This is a genomic window from Pseudomonas sp. Leaf59, from assembly GCF_920984685.1.
Classification (GTDB): Bacteria; Pseudomonadota; Gammaproteobacteria; order Pseudomonadales; family Pseudomonadaceae; genus Aquipseudomonas.
Genome location: NZ_CAKLBR010000017.1, coordinates 76,646 through 95,609, shown reverse-complemented (window position 1 = coordinate 95,609; position 18,964 = coordinate 76,646). Strand labels below are relative to the sequence as shown.

11 protein-coding genes are annotated in these 18,964 nt (G+C 63.0%); 8 read left to right on the top strand and 3 right to left on the bottom strand.

Annotated features, from left to right (window positions below):
- Positions 1–31 precede the first annotated feature (31 nt).
- From treP to LUB09_RS17900, 5 genes are all read left to right on the top strand, one after another.
- A complete protein-coding gene (gene treP / locus LUB09_RS17920; RefSeq protein ID WP_231423224.1) occupies positions 32–1,474 on the top strand; it encodes a PTS system trehalose-specific EIIBC component in 1,443 nt (480 codons plus the stop codon).
- Between the two features lie 119 nt (positions 1,475–1,593).
- On the top strand, positions 1,594–3,252 hold the full coding sequence (gene treC, locus LUB09_RS17915; protein ID WP_231423223.1) for an alpha,alpha-phosphotrehalase: 1,659 nt from the start codon (positions 1,594–1,596) through the stop codon (positions 3,250–3,252).
- Between the two features lie 60 nt (positions 3,253–3,312).
- Positions 3,313–4,533, top strand: a complete 1,221-nt coding sequence (locus LUB09_RS17910) for a maltoporin (protein WP_209984497.1) — start codon at positions 3,313–3,315, stop codon at positions 4,531–4,533.
- Between the two features lie 34 nt (positions 4,534–4,567).
- Entirely contained in the window at positions 4,568–7,099 is a 2,532-nt protein-coding gene (gene ptsP / locus LUB09_RS17905) for a phosphoenolpyruvate--protein phosphotransferase (protein WP_231423222.1), read from the top strand.
- 2 nt (positions 7,100–7,101) lie between these two features.
- Complete coding sequence (locus LUB09_RS17900) at positions 7,102–7,377, top strand: PTS transporter subunit EIIB (RefSeq protein ID WP_209984492.1); 276 nt, start codon at positions 7,102–7,104, stop codon at positions 7,375–7,377.
- An 82-nt stretch (positions 7,378–7,459) separates the two neighbouring features.
- On the opposite strand, the gene mltF is transcribed toward LUB09_RS17900, so the two are convergent.
- Entirely contained in the window at positions 7,460–8,920 is a 1,461-nt protein-coding gene (mltF, locus tag LUB09_RS17895; RefSeq protein ID WP_209984488.1) for a membrane-bound lytic murein transglycosylase MltF, read from the bottom strand.
- Between the two features lie 287 nt (positions 8,921–9,207).
- Here mltF and purL point away from each other — a divergent pair, with 287 nt between their 5' ends.
- The 3 genes from purL (at position 9,208) to LUB09_RS17880 (ending at position 14,568) form a co-directional block, all read left to right on the top strand.
- The gene (gene purL, locus LUB09_RS17890) at positions 9,208–13,104 is read left to right on the top strand and encodes a phosphoribosylformylglycinamidine synthase (protein ID WP_209990499.1); all 3,897 of its coding nucleotides are present in this window, start codon (positions 9,208–9,210) and stop codon (positions 13,102–13,104) included.
- 4 nt (positions 13,105–13,108) lie between these two features.
- Entirely contained in the window at positions 13,109–13,420 is a 312-nt protein-coding gene (locus LUB09_RS17885; RefSeq protein WP_209984485.1) for an NGG1p interacting factor NIF3, read from the top strand.
- 209 nt (positions 13,421–13,629) lie between these two features.
- A complete protein-coding gene (locus tag LUB09_RS17880) occupies positions 13,630–14,568 on the top strand; it encodes a pectate lyase family protein (RefSeq protein WP_231423221.1) in 939 nt (312 codons plus the stop codon).
- Between the two features lie 143 nt (positions 14,569–14,711).
- Here the strand turns inward: LUB09_RS17880 and nagE are convergent, their stop codons facing one another.
- Both nagE and ptsP (LUB09_RS17870) read right to left on the bottom strand, forming a co-directional pair.
- A complete protein-coding gene (nagE, locus tag LUB09_RS17875) occupies positions 14,712–16,412 on the bottom strand; it encodes an N-acetylglucosamine-specific PTS transporter subunit IIBC (protein ID WP_231423220.1) in 1,701 nt (566 codons plus the stop codon).
- 25 nt (positions 16,413–16,437) lie between these two features.
- The gene (ptsP, locus tag LUB09_RS17870) at positions 16,438–18,951 is read right to left on the bottom strand and encodes a phosphoenolpyruvate--protein phosphotransferase (RefSeq protein WP_231423242.1); all 2,514 of its coding nucleotides are present in this window, start codon (positions 18,949–18,951) and stop codon (positions 16,438–16,440) included.
- Positions 18,952–18,964 lie beyond the last annotated feature (13 nt).

Genomic DNA, 18,964 nt, shown 5'->3' with positions numbered 1-18,964 from the left:
CAATAAAAAAATCAAAGTGGATACCACAAGCATGAGCCACGACTATTCCAGCATCGCCCGCGAGATCCTCGACAACCTCGGCGGGCGCGACAATCTTGAGCAAGCCGCCCACTGTGTGACGCGCCTGCGCCTGGCGCTCAAGGACCCCGGCCTGGTCAAGGTCAGCGCCTTGAACCAGGTCGATCTGGTCAAGGGGTCGTTCTTCACCGGCGGCCTGTTCCAGGTGGTGATCGGCCCCGGCGAAGTGGAAAAGGTCTACGCCGCCCTGCGCGAACTGACCGGCCTGGCGGCGTCGACCATCGCCGACGTGAAGAAGGCCGGCGGCGACAAGACCAACCCCATGCAGCGTCTGGTGCGGGTGTTCTCCGATGTGTTCATGCCGATCCTGCCTGCGCTGATCATCGCCGGTCTGCTGATGGGCATTAACAACCTGATGGGCGCCAAGGGCATGTTCATCGAGGGCCAGACCCTGCTCGAGGCCTACCCGAACCTGGACGGGCTGTGGAGCCTGATCAACCTGATGGCCAACACCTCGTTCGTGTTCTTGCCGGCGCTGGTCGGCTGGTCGGCGGCCAAGCGGTTCGGCGGCAGTGAAATTCTCGGCATCGTGCTCGGCCTGATGCTGGTGCATCCCGATCTGCTCAACGCCTGGAACTACGGCAAGGCCGTCGCCGGGCTCGACGGCCAGAGCCTGCCGTACTTCGATATTTTCGGCTGGTTCCGGATCGAAAAGGTCGGTTACCAGGGGCAGATTCTGCCGATCCTGATGGCGGCCTTTGTGATGAGCGTGATCGAAAAATGGCTGCGCGCGCGGGTGCCGAATGCCATTCAACTGCTGGTGGTGCCGATCACCACCATCGTGGTGACCGGCGTGCTGGCCCTGGCGATCATCGGCCCGGTGACGCGTCACCTCGGCATCCTGATCACCGAAGGCCTGGTCACCCTGTTCGAGATCGCGCCCATGCTCGGCGGCGCGATTTTCGGCCTGCTCTATGCGCCGCTGGTGATCACCGGCATGCACCACATGTTTCTCGCCGTCGACCTGCAGCTTATCTCCACCCAGGGCGGCACCTTTATCTGGCCGATGATCGTCATGTCCAACCTGGCCCAGGGCAGCGCCGCGCTGGCGGTGTTCTACATGACCCGTAACGCGCGGGACAAAAGCATGGCCTCGACCTCGGCGATTTCCGCCTACTTCGGCATCACGGAACCGGCGATGTTCGGTGTGAACCTGCGCTTCAAGTTTCCGTTCTATGCAGCGCTGCTGGGCTCGGCCCTGGGCAGCATTTTCCTCGCGCTGAACAAGGTCCAGGCGTCGGCCATCGGCGTGGGTGGGTTGCCCGGGTTTATCTCGATCGTGCCGAGTGCCATCCCGGTGTTTGTGGTGGGCATGGTGATCGCGATGGTCGTGCCGTTTGTTTTGACCTGCGTGTTGAGCATGAAGATCGTTCGGCCCGGGTACAGGGTTGCCTGACCTGCCGCTATCGGGAGCAAGCCCCCTCCCACAGTTGGAATGCAGTTCAAGTGTGGGAGGGGGCTTGCTCCCAATGAGTCCCTCATCTACGGCACAAAATTCTACTGAAGGAACCCACCATGCAAAACTGGCAACACTCGGTGATCTACCAGATCTACCCCAAAAGCTTCCACAGCCACGCGGGTAACGCCACCGGGGACCTGCTCGGCATCGTGGACAAGCTCGATTACCTCCAGTGGCTGGGCGTCGACTGCCTGTGGATCACCCCATTCCTGCGCTCGCCGCAACGCGACAATGGCTACGACATCAGCGATTACTACGCCATCGACCCCAGCTACGGAACCATGGCCGACTGCGAGCTGCTGATCGGCGAAGCGGCCAAACGCGGCATCAAGTTGATGCTCGATATCGTGGTCAACCACACCTCCATCGAGCACGAATGGTTCCAGCAGGCGCGCAGCAGCCTCGACAATCCGTACCGCGACTTCTACATCTGGCGCGACCAGCCGAACAATTGGGAATCCAAGTTCGGCGGCTCGGCCTGGGAGTACGAGGCGCAGACCGGGCAGTACTACCTGCACCTGTTCGACCACACCCAGGCCGACCTCAATTGGGACAACCCCAAAGTGCGCGCCGAGGTGTTCAAGCTGATGCGCTTCTGGCGCGACAAGGGCGTGGGCGGTTTCCGCCTGGACGTGATCAACCTGATCTCCAAGCCCGCCGACTTCCCTGAAGACAGCAGCGACGGCCGGCGCTTCTACACCGACGGCCCGAACGTGCACCAGTACCTGCAGGAAATGCACCGCGAAGTCTTCGAAGGCCACGACCTGATCAACGTCGGCGAGATGTCATCCACCAGCCTCGAGCACTGCATCCGCTACTCGCGGCCGGAGTCGAAAGAACTGTCGATGACCTTCAATTTTCATCACCTGAAAGTCGACTACCCCAACCTGCAGAAGTGGGTGCAGGCCGACTTCGATTTTCTGCAGCTCAAGCGCATTTTCTCCGACTGGCAACTGGGCATGCAGGCCGGCGGCGGCTGGAACGCGCTGTTCTGGTGTAACCATGATCAGCCGCGGGTGGTCTCGCGCTTTGGTGACGACGGCGAACATCGCGTGGTCTCGGCGAGGATGCTCGCCACCGCGCTGCACTTTTTGCAGGGCACGCCGTTTGTGTACCAGGGCGAAGAGCTGGGCATGACCAATCCGGGGTTCGACCGGATCGAGCAGTATCGCGATGTGGAGACCCTGAATATCTTCCGCCTCAAGCGTGACGCCGGTGAGTCCGAGGCGTCGAGCATGGCGGCGATCATGCAAAAGTCCCGCGATAACGGGCGCACGCCAATGCAATGGAGCAGCGCGGCGAACGCCGGCTTCAGCAGCGGCGAACCGTGGATCGGCATCCCGGCCAATGCGGCGCAGATCAACGTCGACTGCCAGCGGGATGACCCGCACTCGGTGCTGCATCATTACCGCGCACTCATCGGCTTGCGCCGCCGCGAACCGCTGATCCAGGAAGGCGTTTACTGCGAGTTGCTGCAAGGCCATCGGCAAGTCTGGGCCTACCTGCGCGAAGGCCACGGCGAACGCCTGCTGGTGGTCAACAATTTTTACGGCCAGCCCTGCGACATCCAGTTGCCTGAGTCCGTGATCAATGCGGCGAGCGAGCAACGCCTGCTGATCAGCAACTACCCCGATTGCCCGGCGCTTACGGGCTCTGTGGCGTTGCGTCCTTATGAATCCTTTGTGCTGCACCTCAAGGAATCAGCCTCGTTGTAACCCCTGCATGGGCATGCGGGGGCGCTTCAAAACCATAATAAAAAATGAGTGGAGTGCGTCATGAAAACAACCATAAAGCTGGGCCTCGTTGCTTCCTGTCTGGGCCTGCCGTTCGGCGCCGAGGCGCTGGAATTTTCCGGTTATTTGCGCAGTGGCGTGGGGACGTCTACGGGCAGTGGCAAGCAGCAATGCTTCCAACTGCCGGGTGCGCAGACCAAATACCGCTTGGGCAACGAATGCGAGCAATACGGCGAACTGGAACTGCGCCAGGACCTGCTGACCTTCGACGATGGCTCGGTGCTCAGCGTCGATGCGATGGCGTCGCTGTACAACAAATATGACCGCGCCCTCACGTTTCAGGGCGAAGACAACGGCTCGGCGCGCATGCCGCAGTTGTATGCGCAGTGGTCCAACCTGCCCGCCCTTAACGGCGGATCACTGTGGGCCGGGCGGCGTTACTACAAACGTAACGACATCCATATTTCCGACTTCTACTACTGGAACCAGAGCGCCACCGGCGGCGGTATCGAGGACGTGCTGATCGGCGGCCTCAAGTACAGCTACGCGCTGTCGCGCAAGGACAACCTGTACCAGAAGGAATACGCCACCCGCCACGACTTCAACGTCGCCGGCTTCAACACCAATCCCGGCGGCGAGCTGGAGTTGGGCTTGAGTTACATCGCCAGGGCCGGTGGGCGCGACACCAACAGCGGCTGGGCCTTGACGGCGCAGCATGTGCAAACGGGCTTTCTGGGCGGCAAGAACAAATTAGCCCTGCAATACGGCGAAGGCCCCGGCACGGGCCTGGGCTACACCGGCAACACCTTTCTCGACAAGAGCAGCAAAAGTTACCGCGCCGTCGAGTTCTTCGACTGGCAGGTGACTCCGCGTTTCGGTGGGCAGGTCGAGGCGGTGTACCAGAAGGACATTCGCCCCGGCAGCCAGGACCAGACCTGGATGTCCATCGGCGTGCGCCCCGCGTATGCGCTCACTGAACAATTCAAACTGGTCACCGAACTCGGCCATGATCAGGTCGACGCCGCCGGCGGGACGCGCAAGCTGAGCAAATTCACCTTCGCCCCGACCTGGTCGCCCAAGGGCCCGGAATTCTGGGCGCGGCCGGAGGTGCGTTTGTACTACACGTATGCGACATGGAACGCGGCGGCCAAGCGTGCGGCGAATGAACTGGCGGCCGGTTCGGCGTTGTCCGACACCGGTGCCTACGGCAGCGCGCAGCATGGTTCGAACGTGGGGGTGCAGGTTGAATACTGGTGGAAATGAACGCGGACCCACTCAAAAAACAACAGGTGAAGGCATGACCCTATCCAAACCCCTGGAACTGCTGGCGCCCCTGTCCGGGGTGCTGCTGGCGCTGGAGCAGGTACCCGACCCGGTATTTTCCAGCCGCATGATTGGCGATGGGCTGTGCATCGACCCTACTTCGCAAACCCTCTGCGCGCCGTTCGTCGGGGTCATCAGCAATATCCAGGACACCGGGCACGCCGTCAGCGTCACCGACGACAACGGTGTGCAGGTACTGATGCATATTGGCCTGGACACGGTGCACCTGGCCGGGAAGGGTTTCACCCGGTTGGTCGTGGAGGGCCAGCGGGTGGAGGCCGGGCAAGCACTGATCGAGTTCGATGCCGATTACGTGGCGCTCAATGCCCGCAGTTTGCTCACGCTGGTGCTGGTGGCGAGCGGCGAGCCGTTTGTGCTGCTGGCGCCGGACGCCGACACGGTCGCGGTGGGACAGCCACTGATGCAGGTGTCGCCCGCCGACGCAGATGAGGTAATCGGCAGGGACGAGGGCAATGCCGTGTTCTCCGAGCCGCTGGCCCTGCCCAATGCCAACGGTCTGCACGCGCGCCCGGCGGCGGTGCTGGCGCAGACGGCCAAAGGCTTCAAGGCCACCGTTCACTTGCACAAGCAAACCCAAAGCGCCAACGCCAAGTCCCTGGTCGCGATCATGGCGCTGCAAACCGTGCAGGGCGATACCTTGCAGGTCAGCGCGACAGGGGAGGATGCCGACGCGGCGATCAAGGCGTTGGTCACCTTGTTGGCGCAGGGTTGCGGCGAGACCGTCGAGACTGCGCCGCAGCCAGCGCAAGCGGCCACGCCCGATGCGTCGGCGACCTTGCTGCGCGGCGTGTGCGCGTCACCGGGTTCGGCGTTCGGCCAAGTGTTTCAAGTGGCTGAACCGGCGCTGCACATCACCGAAAACGGCGCCGGCACCTCGGCCGAACACGCAACGCTCACCCGTGCGCTGCTGGCCGCCGCCGAAGCCTTGCAGGCGCTCCAGGACAAGGCGGCCGGCAGTGCCCAGGCGCAGATTTTCCGCGCCCATCAGGAACTGCTCGACGACCCCACCCTGCTGGAGCAGGCCCATGGTCTGCTCAGCAAGGGCAAAAGCGCCGCGTACGCCTGGAACTACGCCACCACCTCAACCGCCAGACTGTTCCTCGGCATGGGCAATGCGCTGCTCGCCGAGCGGGCGACGGACCTGGCCGATGTCGGCCGGCGTGTGCTGAAGCTGATTCTGGGCGTTCAGGACAGCGCCTGGGAATTGCCCGAGCGCGCCATCCTGATCGCCGAGCAGCTCACCCCGTCGCAAACCGCCAGCCTGGATACCGGCAAAGTGCTGGGGTTTGTCACCGTCGGCGGCGGTGCCACCAGCCATGTCGCGATCCTGGCCCGCGCCCTTGGCCTGCCGTCACTGTGTGGCGTGCCGATGCAGGTGCTGGCCCTGGCCAACGGCATGCAGGTGTTGCTCGACGCCGACAAGGGCGAGTTGCACCTGGCGCCTGACCTGGCCGAAATCGAAGCACTGCAAACCGAGCGCGAACAGCAACTGCAGCGGCGTGAGCGGGACATGGCGCAGGCGTCAGCGCCTGCCACAACACGTGATGGGCACCGCATCGACATCACCGCCAACGTCGCCTCGTTGCAGGAGGTACAGCAGTCCCTGACGCTGGGCGGCGAGGGCGTCGGCCTGCTGCGCTCGGAGTTTCTCTACCTGGACCGCAACCGCGCGCCCGGCCCCGAGGAACAGGCGGACACCTACAGCGCCATCGCCCGTGCCCTGGGTTCCGAGCGCAGCCTGGTGGTGCGCACCCTTGACGTTGGCGGCGACAAACCGCTGGCCTATGTGCCAATGGAAGCGGAGGCCAATCCGTTTCTGGGTTTACGCGGCATTCGCCTGTGCCTGGAGCGTCCCGAGCTGTTGCGCGAACAGTTCCGAGCGATCCTCGCCAGTGCCGGGCTGGCGCGGCTGCATATCATGTTGCCGATGGTCAGCCTGCTGTCGGAGCTGCACCTGGCGCGCAAGATGCTGGAGGAGGAGGCGCAGGCGCTGGGCCTGAGTGAGTTGCCCAAGCTGGGCATCATGATCGAAGTGCCGTCCGCCGCGCTGATGGCGGATGTGTTTGCGCCCCATGTGGATTTTTTCTCCATCGGCACCAACGACCTGACCCAGTACACCCTGGCCATGGACCGCGACCACCCCCGGCTGGCCCGCCAGGCCGACAGCTTTCACCCGGCAGTGCTGCGTCTGATCGCCAGCACCGTCAAGGCCGCCCATGCCCACGGCAAGTGGGTAGGCGTGTGCGGCGCATTGGCGTCCGAAGTGTTGGCGGTGCCGCTGTTGATCGGCCTGGGGGTGGACGAGCTGTCGGTCAGCGTGCCGCTCATTCCCACCATCAAGGCCACGGTGCGTGAGCGGGCGCTGACCGACTGCCAGCTTATCGCCCGCCAAGTGCTGGGCCTGGAAGAGGCCGCCCATGTGCGCGAGGCCCTGCGCCAATTTCACGCGGCCAGCGTCGACACCTCACCTGTGCGGGAGAACTGAGCATGTTGGATAAACTGAAGCAGGCGTTCTGGAAGGCGCTGACCCCGGACCTGATCGCCGAAACGGACGCCGCGCCGGTACCGGGGCTGTTGTCGGCCGAGGTGCTGAGTGCATTGGGCGGGGCCGATAACCTCAAGTCGCAGCAACGGGTGGCGCTGACGCGGGTGAGGGTGCAACTGCAGGAGGCGGGGCGGTTGGATGAGGCGGCGTTAAAGGCAGCAGGGGTGCCAGCGGTGGTGTTGTCAGACGGTGTCGTACACCTGATCACCGGCCTTTAAGCCCGAATGCAGATCCAGCCAGCAATGGAGATCCAAGTGTGGGAGGGGGCAAGCCCCCTCCCACATTGGTTTTGTACTGTGCTCAGAGTTTGGGGTTGTCTTCCGGCGGCTTGCTCTTGTCCACGCCCGGCACATGCAGGTCGCCTTCCACCACCTGGTTGCCCTCAAGCTGCGGCTGGGTCACCCAGGTGAGGATGTCGTAGTAACGCCGGATGTTCGCCACGAAGTGCACCGGTTCACCGCCGCGGGCATAACCGTAGCGGGTCTTGCTGTACCACTGCTTTTGCGCCAGGCGCGGCAGCATCTTCTTCACGTCCAGCCACTTGTTCGGGTTCAGGCCTTCCTTCTTCGCCAGGATCCGCGCGTCATCCAGGTGGCCGGTGCCCACGTTATAGGCGGCGAGGGCGAACCAGGTACGGTCCGGCTCGGCGATCTTGTCGTCCAGCTCATCCTTGATCCGGGCCAGGTACTTGGCGCCGCCCATGATGCTCTGTTTGGCGTCCAGGCGGTTGGACACGCCCATCGCCTGGGCCGTGTTCTGCGTCAGCATCATCAGGCCGCGCACGCCGGTTTTGGAGGTGACGGCCGGCTGCCACAGCGATTCCTGATAGCCGATGGCCGCCAATAGCCGCCAGTCGACCTTTTCTTCCTTGGCATAGGCCCGGAAGTGTTTCTCGTATTTGGGCAGGCGTTGCTGCAAGTGCTGGGCGAAGGTGTAGGCGCCGACATAGCCGAGTACATCCACATGCCCGTAATAACGGTCTTTGAGACGCTGCAGGGTGCCGTTCTTTTCCACCTTGTCGAGGTAGCTGTTGATCTCGTTAAGCAGGCTGTTGTCGGTGCCTGCGGCCACGGCCCAGCTCTGGTTGCTGGCATCGCCAAGGTCGAAGGCCACGCGCACATTGGGGAAGTACACCTGGTTCATCGCCACTTCGTTGGAGTCCACCAGGGTCAGGTCGATTTGCCCCTCGTCCACCATGCGCAACAGGTCGACCACCTCGACGGCGTCGGATTCTTCATATTCGATGGCAGGGTTCTGTTTTTTCAGCGCCGCCAGTTGTTCGGCGTGGGTGCTGCCCTTGAGCACCATGATCTTCTTGCCCACCAGGTCCGCCGCGTTGGTCGGGCGTGACTGACCATTGCGATAGATGACCTGCGGGGTCACTTCCAGGTACGGATGGGAGAAGCGCACCTGCTGCTGGCGCGGCTCGCTGCGCACCAGGCCTGCGGCGGCGAGCACCGGGCCGTTGGGCTTGCCCAGTTGGCCGAACAGGTCATCGAGGTTGTCGGCGGTCTCGATCTCGAGCTTCACGCCCAGGTCATCGGCAAAGCGCTTGACCAGTTCGTACTCGAAACCGGTTTCACCGTTGCGGTCCTGGAAATAAGTAGCGGGGCTGTTCCGGGTGATCACCCGCAATACGCCATCCTCCTTGATTCGTTCGAGCGTGCTGGGTTTGTCAACACAGGCGCTGAGCATCAGGAAGAGTCCGGTTGCGAGCAGCCATTTGGCGCATCGCGGGCGCAAAGCAGTTGGGGAGAACATCTGCGCAGTATACGCAAACGGCCCGTGGCGCCATATCTCGACAGCGGCGCACTTGTCTGCTAGCGCCGCAAAAACTGTGCTGCAGCCCGCAGAAACGCGGGTTGGCGCACGATTGTGACGGTTAAAATAACTGCGCCCAACGCCAGGGATTTTGCCCCGATAGGGTGCAATCACGGCCAACTGACGTTCGGCGGCGGCCAGCGGTGCCGTTTCGGGTGCCGTTGGCGAAGGTTTACGCTAGAATGCACGGCCTCAAAGCACACCCCCTTCCCGAGGCTGTCCCGAAGATGTTGATCCTGCGCGGCGCTCCTGCCCTTTCTGCCTTTCGCCACAGCAAACTCCTTGAGCAACTGAGCCAGAAGGTTCCAGCGGTTACAGGCCTGTATGCTGAATTTGCTCATTTCGCCGACGTTAACGGCGTCTTGACCGCCGACGAACAGCAAGTGCTGGCACGCCTTCTGAAGTACGGTCCCAGCGTTCCCGTTCAAGAGCCCGCCGGGCGCTTGTTCCTGGTTCTGCCACGGTTCGGCACCATCTCGCCCTGGTCGAGCAAGGCCAGCGACATCGCCCGCAACTGTGGCCTGGACAAGATCCAGCGCCTGGAACGCGGCATCGCCTTCTACGTCGCCGGGCAGTTCAGCGACGCCGAAGCCGAGCTGATTGCCAGCAGCCTGCACGACCGCATGACCCAGATCATCGTCAGCCAGCTGGAACAGGCCGCCGGCCTGTTCAGCCACGCCGAGCCCAAGCCGCTCACCGCGATTGACGTGCTCGGCGGTGGCCGCGCCGCCCTCGAGAAAGCCAACACCGAACTGGGCCTGGCGCTCGCCGAAGACGAGATCGACTACCTGGTCGACGCCTTCAACGGCCTGCAGCGCAACCCCCACGACATCGAACTGATGATGTTCGCCCAGGCCAACTCCGAGCATTGCCGTCACAAGATCTTCAACGCCAGTTGGGACATTGACGGCCAGAGCCAGGAAAAAAGCCTGTTCGGCATGATCAAGAACACCTACGTGATGCACAGCGAAGGTGTGCTGTCGGCGTACAAGGACAACGCCTCGGTGATCGTCGGCTCGGTCGCCGGTCGCTTCTTCCCGGACCCTGAAACCCGCCAGTACGGCGCGGTGCAGGAACCGGTGCACATCCTGATGAAGGTCGAGACCCACAACCACCCGACCGCGATTGCCCCGTTCCCGGGCGCCGCCACCGGTTCGGGCGGCGAAATCCGCGACGAAGGCGCCACCGGCCGTGGCGCCAAGCCCAAGGCGGGCCTCACCGGTTTTACCGTGTCCAACCTGCAGATCCCGGGCTTCGAACAGCCCTGGGAAGTGCCCTACGGCAAGCCTGAGCGCATCGTCACCGCGCTGGACATCATGATCGAAGGCCCGCTGGGCGGCGCCGCGTTCAACAACGAATTCGGGCGCCCGGCGCTCACCGGTTATTTCCGCACCTTCGAACAGTCCATCACCACCCCGCGTGGCGATGAAGTGCGCGGCTACCACAAGCCGATCATGCTGGCCGGCGGCATGGGCAACATCCGTGAAGAACACGTCAAGAAAGGCGAGATTCTGGTCGGCTCCAAGCTGATCGTGCTCGGCGGCCCGGCGATGCTGATCGGCCTGGGCGGCGGTGCAGCTTCCTCCATGGCCACCGGCACCAGCTCGGCGGACCTGGACTTCGCTTCCGTACAGCGCGAAAACCCGGAGATGGAACGTCGCTGCCAGGAAGTCATCGACCGTTGCTGGCAGTTGGGTGACAAGAACCCGATCAGCTTTATCCACGACGTGGGCGCCGGTGGCTTGTCCAACGCCTTCCCGGAACTGGTCAACGATGGCGAGCGGGGCGGTCGTTTTGAACTGCGCAATATTCCAAATGACGAGCCGGGCATGGCCCCGCACGAAATCTGGAGCAACGAATCCCAGGAGCGCTACGTACTCGCCGTCGGCCCTGAAGATTTCGCGCGCTTCCAGGCTATCTGCGAACGCGAGCGTTGCCCGTTTGCCGTGGTCGGCGAGGCCACGGCCGAGCCGCAACTGACCGTGACCGACAGCCACTTCGGCAACAGCCCGGTGGACATGCCGCTCGAAGTGCTGCTGGGCAAGGCCCCGCGCATGCACCGTTCGGCGGTTCGTGAAGCCGAGCTGGGCGATGATTTCGACCCACGCGCGCTGGAGCTGGCCGACAGCATCGAGCGCGTGCTGCACCACCCGGCCGTGGCCAGCAAAAGCTTTCTGATCACCATTGGCGACCGTACCATCACCGGCCTCGTGGCCCGTGACCAGATGGTCGGCCCGTGGCAGGTGCCGGTGGCCGACGTTGCCGTCACCGCCACCAGCTTCGACGTGTACACCGGTGAAGCCATGGCCATGGGCGAGCGCACGCCGCTGGCCCTGCTGGACGCTCCGGCGTCGGGCCGCATGGCGATTGGTGAAACCCTCACCAACATCGCAGCTTCGCGCATCGGTAAATTGTCCGATATCAAACTGTCGGCCAACTGGATGTCGGCCGCCGGCCATCCCGGTGAAGACGCGCGCCTCTACGACACCGTCAAGGCCGTGGGCATGGAGCTGTGCCCGGAGCTGGGCATCACCATTCCGGTGGGCAAGGACTCCATGTCCATGGCCACCCGCTGGAACGAGGACGGCACCGACAAGAGCGTCACCTCGCCGCTGTCGCTGATCGTCACCGGTTTTGCCCCGGTCACCGATATCCGCCAGACCCTTACCCCGCAACTGCGCATGGACAAGGGCACCACCGACCTGATCCTGATCGACCTGGGCCGTGGGCAGAACCGCATGGGCGCCTCGATCCTTGCGCAGACCCACGGCAAGCTCGGCAAGCAGGCGCCGGACGTCGACGACGCAGAGGACCTCAAGGCCTTCTTCGCCGTGATCCAGGGCCTCAACGCCGACGGCCACCTGCTGGCTTATCACGACCGTTCCGATGGTGGCCTGCTCACCAGCGTTGTGGAAATGGCCTTTGCCGGTCACTGCGGTCTGAACATCGTGCTCGACAGCGTTGCCGAGGATGCCTCTGAAATCAACGGCATCCTGTTCAACGAAGAGCTGGGCGCCGTGATCCAGGTACGCCAGGACGCGACCCCGGACGTACTCGCCCAATTCAGCGCCGCCGGCCTGGATGACTGCGTGGCCGTCATCGGCCAGCCGATCAACAACGGTGAGATCAACATCTCGTTCAACGGCGACACCGTGTTCTCCGGCCAGCGCCGCCTGCTGCAACGCCAATGGTCCGAGACCAGCTACCAGATCCAGCGCCTGCGTGATAACGCCGATTGCGCCGAGCAGGAATTCGACGCGATCCTGGAAGAAGACAACCCGGGCCTGAGCACCATGCTCAGCTTCGACGTCAACCAGGACGTGGCCGCGCCCTACATCAAGAAAGGCATCCGGCCACAGGTTGCCGTGCTGCGTGAGCAGGGTGTCAACGGCCAGGTGGAAATGGCGGCCGCGTTCGACCGTGCCGGCTTCAATGCGATTGACGTGCACATGAGCGACATCCTCGCCGGTCGCGTTGACCTCAATGAGTTCAAAGGCCTGGTCGCTTGTGGCGGTTTCTCCTACGGCGACGTGCTGGGGGCCGGCGAAGGCTGGGCCAAGTCGGCGCTGTTCAACAGCCGCGCCCGCGATGCGTTCCAGGGCTTCTTCGAGCGCAACGACAGCTTCACGCTGGGCGTATGCAACGGTTGCCAGATGATGTCCAACCTCAGCGAACTGATCCCCGGCAGCGAGTTCTGGCCACACTTTGTGCGCAACCGCTCCGAGCAGTTCGAAGCGCGCGTTGCCATGGTGCAGGTGCAGGAGTCCAACTCGATCTTCCTGCAGGGCATGGCCGGTTCGCGCATGCCGATCGCCATCGCCCACGGTGAAGGCCACGCGGAGTTCGCCAGCGAAGAGGCGCTGCTCGAAGCCGACCTGTCCGGCACCGTGGCCCTGCGTTTCGTCGACAACCACGGCAAGGTCACCGAAGGCTACCCGGCCAACCCGAACGGCTCGCCGCGCGGGATCACCGGCCTCACCAGCCGCGACGGCCGCGTGACCATCATGATGCCGCACCCGGAGCGCGTGTTCCGCGCCGTGCAGAACTCGTGGCGCCCGGAAGAGTGGGACGAAGACGGCGGCTGGATGCGCATGTTCCGCAACGCCCGCGTGTGGGTGAACTGAGGCGGTGTACAAGCTCGCCTTCTTTGTACCCGCAAGCCATGTGGAGACGGTGAAAACCGCCGTCTTCGCCGCCGGCGGCGGGCGCATCGGCAACTACGACAGCTGCGCCTGGCAAGTGCCGGGCCAGGGCCAGTTTCGCGCATTGGACGGCAGCCAGCCGTATCTTGGGCAGGTGGGTCAGGTTGAAGTGGTTGAAGAATGGAAGGTTGAGCTGGTGGTGGCGGATGCGTTGATTATGGCTGTTGTGGCTGCTTTGAAGCTGAGCCACCCGTATGAAACACCGGCTTATGAGGTATGGCAGTTGGCGGATTTTTGATTCGACGGCTGTAAAAACAGGAAACCCGCTGGGCCGGTTTGGTCAGCGGGTTTTTTATCGTCGGTTGAAACTTGCTCGCGAGGGCGGCGTCCCGGACAGCCTGGATTTGAATAGGGGTTGACGATAATAAATTTATAAAGCACTGTTTGCATGTACAGTATTTGTACCCATGACCAGGACGGTCATGTTTCTTTAGAGAGGGAACTCACATGTCTTATCCAGAAAGCAAACTCAACGGCATCACAGGCTTTGCCAAGGCTGCCAAGGTTACCGGCGGCTGGGCAGGTCCCGTGGTCAGCATTACCAACCTGGATCAACTCAAGGCCAATATCGGCGACGCGACCCCTCGCGTGCTGGTGATCAACAGCAACCTTTCGGCTTCCAGCCTGACCAAAGTGAACCTGGGCTCCAACAAGACCCTGGTGGGCTCGTTCCAGAACCGCACCCTCACCAACATCCACCTGCGGGCAACCTCAGCGTCGCAAAACATCATTTTCCAGAACATCGTTTTCCAGCACTCGGCTGGCATCAAAGACAACGACGACATCCAGCTGTACCTCAACCACGGCAGCAAGTACTGGATCGACCATTGCTCTTTCGTCGGTCACACCTGGTCCGTCAACGACGGCAGCCTCGACAAGTTGCTCTACATGGGTGACAAGGCCGACTACGCGACCATCAGCAACTGCTTCTTTGGTAACCACAAGTACGGCTTGATCCTCGGCCACCCTAGCGATGACAACAACACGGCGTTCAACGGTTTTCCACGGCTGACGATCTGCCATAACCGCTTCGACAATCTGGAAGTGCGCGCACCGGGGCTGATGCGCTATGGCTACTTCCATGTCTATAACAACTACATCAACAAGTTCCACCTGGGCTTTACCCTGGCGCAAAACGCCAACATTCTTTCCGAGTACAACCACTTTGGTGAGGGCAGCGCCAGCAACGGCATGTTGGACGACAAAGGCAACGGCACCTTCACCGATATCGGCAGCGTGCCTGCGATCACTAACCAGAAGTCGCCGAAGGCGCAGTGGACGGCCAATTCCAACTATGACTACGCGTTGAAGACCGCCGTGCAAGCCAAGGACTTTACGGTGAAAAACGCGGGGGCTCAGTCGGCCAACCTGGTCTTTGGTGGCTAAGGCCCGGGTGACAGGCGCCTGATTCTCGGGCGCCTGTCAGGCCCAATCGGGAGCAAGCCCCCTCCCACATTTGAACGTATTCACATAGTCAAAATGTGGGAGGGGGCTTGCTCCCGATTGGGGCCAATGGAACCACTGTGCTTCTAAACCCTGGAACCGACCTCACGGTCACCGACCAACCGATCCAGCGCTTCACCCAGGCCCAGGGCCTTGTCGCCAATCAACAAGTGCCAGACTCCGCTTTCCAGCCGGCTGACACCCTGACAACCCAGCGCGGTCAGGGCCGTTTCGGACAACCCCGAGTCATCCCCCAATTCCACCCGCAACCGCGTCATCGCCACGGCCTCCAACTGCTGCACATTGGCTCGTCCGCCCAGTGCACTCAGCCATTTCTCGGCCTCCTGCACATTCACCGCCGCTGGCTTATCCACAGGCGCAACCGGCACACTGGCAACAAACGACGGCATCGCCAGGCGAATTTCATCAGCAATGCTGTCGGCCATCGGTCCGACCACCACCTGCAAACTCCCGCCATTACCCGGCCGCACCACCGCCATGGCGCCCAGCGCTTTCAACTCCGCATCCACTGCCTTGTTGCGATCGACCATGTCCAGGCGCAACCGCGTGGTGCAGGCGCCCACGCTCAGCAGATTGTCCGCGCCGCCCAGCGCGCGGATATAAGCCGTGGCACGCCGGTTGTCGTTCATCACCTCAGCCTGCACCACCTGGATATCTTCCCGGCCCGGTGTCTTCAGGTTGAAACGGCGAATGCAGTAGCTGAACACGCTGTAGTAAATCAACGCGTAGGCCAGGCCAACCGGGAATATCAGCCAGCCATTGGTGGACTTGCCCCAACCCAGCACCATGTCGATAAACCCTCCGGAGAAGGTAAACCCGAGGTGGATATTCAGCAGGTTGGTCACGGCCATCGACAGGCCGGTCAGCACCGCGTGGATCAGGTACAGGAACGGCGCCAGAAACATGAATGCGAACTCGATCGGCTCCGTCACGCCGGTCAGGAACGAGGTCAGCGCCATCGACAGGAAAATCCCGCCCATCACTTTGCGCCGTTCCGGCAGCGCGTTGCGGTACATCGCCAGACACGCGGCAGGCAGGCCGAACAGCATCACCGGGAACATGCCGGTCATGAACTGGCCGCCTTTGGGGTCGCCGGCGAAGTAACGGGTCAGGTCACCGGTGACGACCGCGCCGGTGACCGGGTCGGTAAAGGTGCCAAACACAAACCAGGCCATGTTGTTGAGGATATGGTGCAGGCCGGTGACGATCAGCAGCCGGTTGAACACACCAAACACGAAGGCGCCGAGGCTGCCGCTGTCCATCAGCAACGCGCCGAAGCTGTTGATGCCCTGTTGGATCGGCGGCCAGATCAGCCCGAAGATCACGCCAAGGCCAACCGCGCTGAACCCGGTGACAATCGGCACAAACCGTCGCCCGCCAAAAAAGGCGAGGTACTCCGGCAACTTGATGTCCTTGAAGCGGTTATACAGTGCGCCTGCCATCAAGCCACTGGCGATACCGGCGAGCATGCCCATGTTGATGGTGGTGTCCATCACCTTGAGAGTGGAGATCATCACCAGGTAACCAATCGCACCGGCCAGACCTGCCGTGCCGTTGTTGTCGCGGGCAAAACCCACGGCAATGCCGATGGCGAAGATCAATGCCAGGTTGGCGAAAATCGCTTGCCCGGCGTCGTGCATCACCGCGATGTTCAAAAGGTCGGTATCGCCCAGGCGCAGCAGCAGGCCGGCAATCGGCAGAATCGCGATCGGCAGCATCAAGGCGCGGCCCAGGCGTTGCAGGCCTTCGATGAAATGTTGATACATGGCGTGTCTCCTTTTGTTGTTGTTATCAGCTCAGCGGCCAGTGGTGTTGACAGGCCTGGCGAACGGCTCGGGCGCTGCTCAGGTCGAGCAGGCCCTGGCTCAGTTGCCGGCAGTGCGCCGCATCCAGGTGGCGGACGCGGTCCTTGATTTCGCCGATCTGCAGCGGGCTCACCGACAGCTCGCTGACGCCCAGGCCGATCAGCACCGGCGTGGCCATTGGGTCGCAGGCCAGGGCGCCACATACGCCAACCCAACGCCCATGTTTCGCTGCCCCCGCGCAGGTCTGGGCAATCAGCCGTAGCAGCGCCGGGTGCAACGCATCGACCCGCGCCGCCAGACCGGCGTGATCGCGGTCCATGGCCAGGGTGTACTGGGACAGGTCATTGGTGCCGATGGACAAAAAGTCTGCATACAGCGCGAGCTGCTCGGCCATCAGTGCAGCGGCGGGCACTTCGATCATCACGCCCAGTTCCGGACGCCGGGTCAGTTCCAGCTCGGCGCATAGTTGATCCAGGCGCTGGCGGATCTGCAGCAGTTCATCCACCTCGCTGACCATCGGCAGCAGGATGCGGCAGCGTTCGAGCGGCGCTACTTGCAGCAGCGCGCGCAGTTGCTGGTCGAGCACATCGGGGCGCACCTGGGCCAGGCGAATACCGCGCAGGCCCAACACCGGGTTGGCCTCGGCGGGCAACGGCAGGTAGTCCAGTTGCTTGTCGCCGCCCACATCGATAGTACGGATGATCACCGACTTATCGCCCATGGCATCCAGTACGGCTTGATAGGCCTGACGTTGCTCCTGTTCATCGGGCGCGGTGCGACGGTCGACGAAGAGGAATTCGGTACGCAACAGGCCGACGCCGTCGGCGCCGTTTTCAAAGGCCACCTCGGCTTCGGCGCTGGAGGCGACATTGGCAGCGACTTCAACGCTCACGCCGTCGGTGGTGTGTGCGGGTAATTGGGCCTTGGTCTGTTGCTGCTGGCGGCGCAGCTTCTGCGCATCGCGAATCTGGTGCACCTGGGCGTGCCGGGCGTCGCTGGGCGCCAGTTCCAGGCGACCATTGGCCGCGTCCAGGACCACACGCTGGCCCTGCGGCACATCCAGGAGCTCGGTGCCCAACGCCACCACGCAGGGCAAGCCCTGACCCCGGGCCAGGATCGCCACGTGGGACGTCGCGCCACCTTCGGCCATGCAGATGCCGACGGCGTTTTGCGCGCTCAGTTGCAGCAGGTCGGACGGTGTCAGCTCATGGGCGCTGACAATCGCACCCGCCGGCAATTCGACATGCCAGGCGTCACCGAGCAAGGCGCGCAACACGCGTTGTTGCAGGTCACGCAGGTCGTTGGCGCGTTCGGCGAACAGCGGCTTGCCCAGCGCCAGCAACACCGCGCATTGGGCCTGGATCGCATCGCGCCAGGCGTGGGTGGCGGCGCTGCCGTGTTCGATGGACGCGGTGGCCGCGTCAAGCAGCGCCGGGTCTTCCAGCAGGGCCTGGTGGGCGGCGAAGATGTCTTCTTCCTCGGCATTTTTGCGCTGCCGAGCGTGGGCCAGCGTGTCGCGGATTTCGCCGCGCACCTGTTCCAGCGCCGCGTCCAGGCGTTCGAGTTGTTCATCGACGCGATGGCCGCCGGTATCGGCTGGCAGCTCAACGCCGCTGAGACGGATCAACGGTCCGCACACCAGGCCGGGCGCAGCGCACACGCCTTGCAGCACGTCGGCTTCGACGCGGACTCGAGGTGGCGCAGCGGTAACGGCCGGGGGCTGATGGGCTTCGCTGATTGCCACGGACAGGGCGGCCACCAATGCCTGCAACGCCGCCTCGGCGTCGTTGCCGCGACAGCTGACGCGTACTTCATCGCCCTCGCCAATGCCCAAGCCCATCAGGCCAATCAGGCTGTCGCATGCCGCCGATTTACCCGCGAAGTGCAACTGTGCCTGGCTGCTGAAGCCCTGGGCGGTTTTGCGGATCAGCGCAGCCGGACGTGCGTGCAAACCACCACGGTGAGTAACGCGCACACGGGCGCTGGCCTCGACCGTTGAGTTATCCACAGCGGTTTGAACGCAGGCGGCTGAACGCACGGCGACCTGCATCAACGGCTCGCCGACTTTCACGGTTTTCAATGACCGAGGCGTCAGTTCAAAGCGTTCGCTGTTGGTCAGAATGATCGGGCTCACCAGGCTCTTGCACCGCCGCGCGATGCGGTCCAGGTCAAAGCGCACCAGTGCCTGCCCGTTGCTCACCTGCGCACCGTGCTCGACCAGCAGCTCAAAGCCTTCGCCACCCAGCTCCACGGTGTCGATGCCCAGGTGCATCAGCAGTTCGGCGCCGTTTGCAGCGCGAATCGTCAATGCATGCCCGGTGCGGGCGACATGGATGATCACACCGTCGCACGGCGCATGCAGGCAGTCATTCAACGGGTCGATGGCAATACCGTCGCCCATGGCGCCGCTGGCGAACACGTCGTCGGGGACGTCGCCCAGGGCCAGCAGCGGCCCGCTGAGGGGAGCGCTGAGGGTCAATACATTATTGTTGTTGGACATGGGCACGGTACTC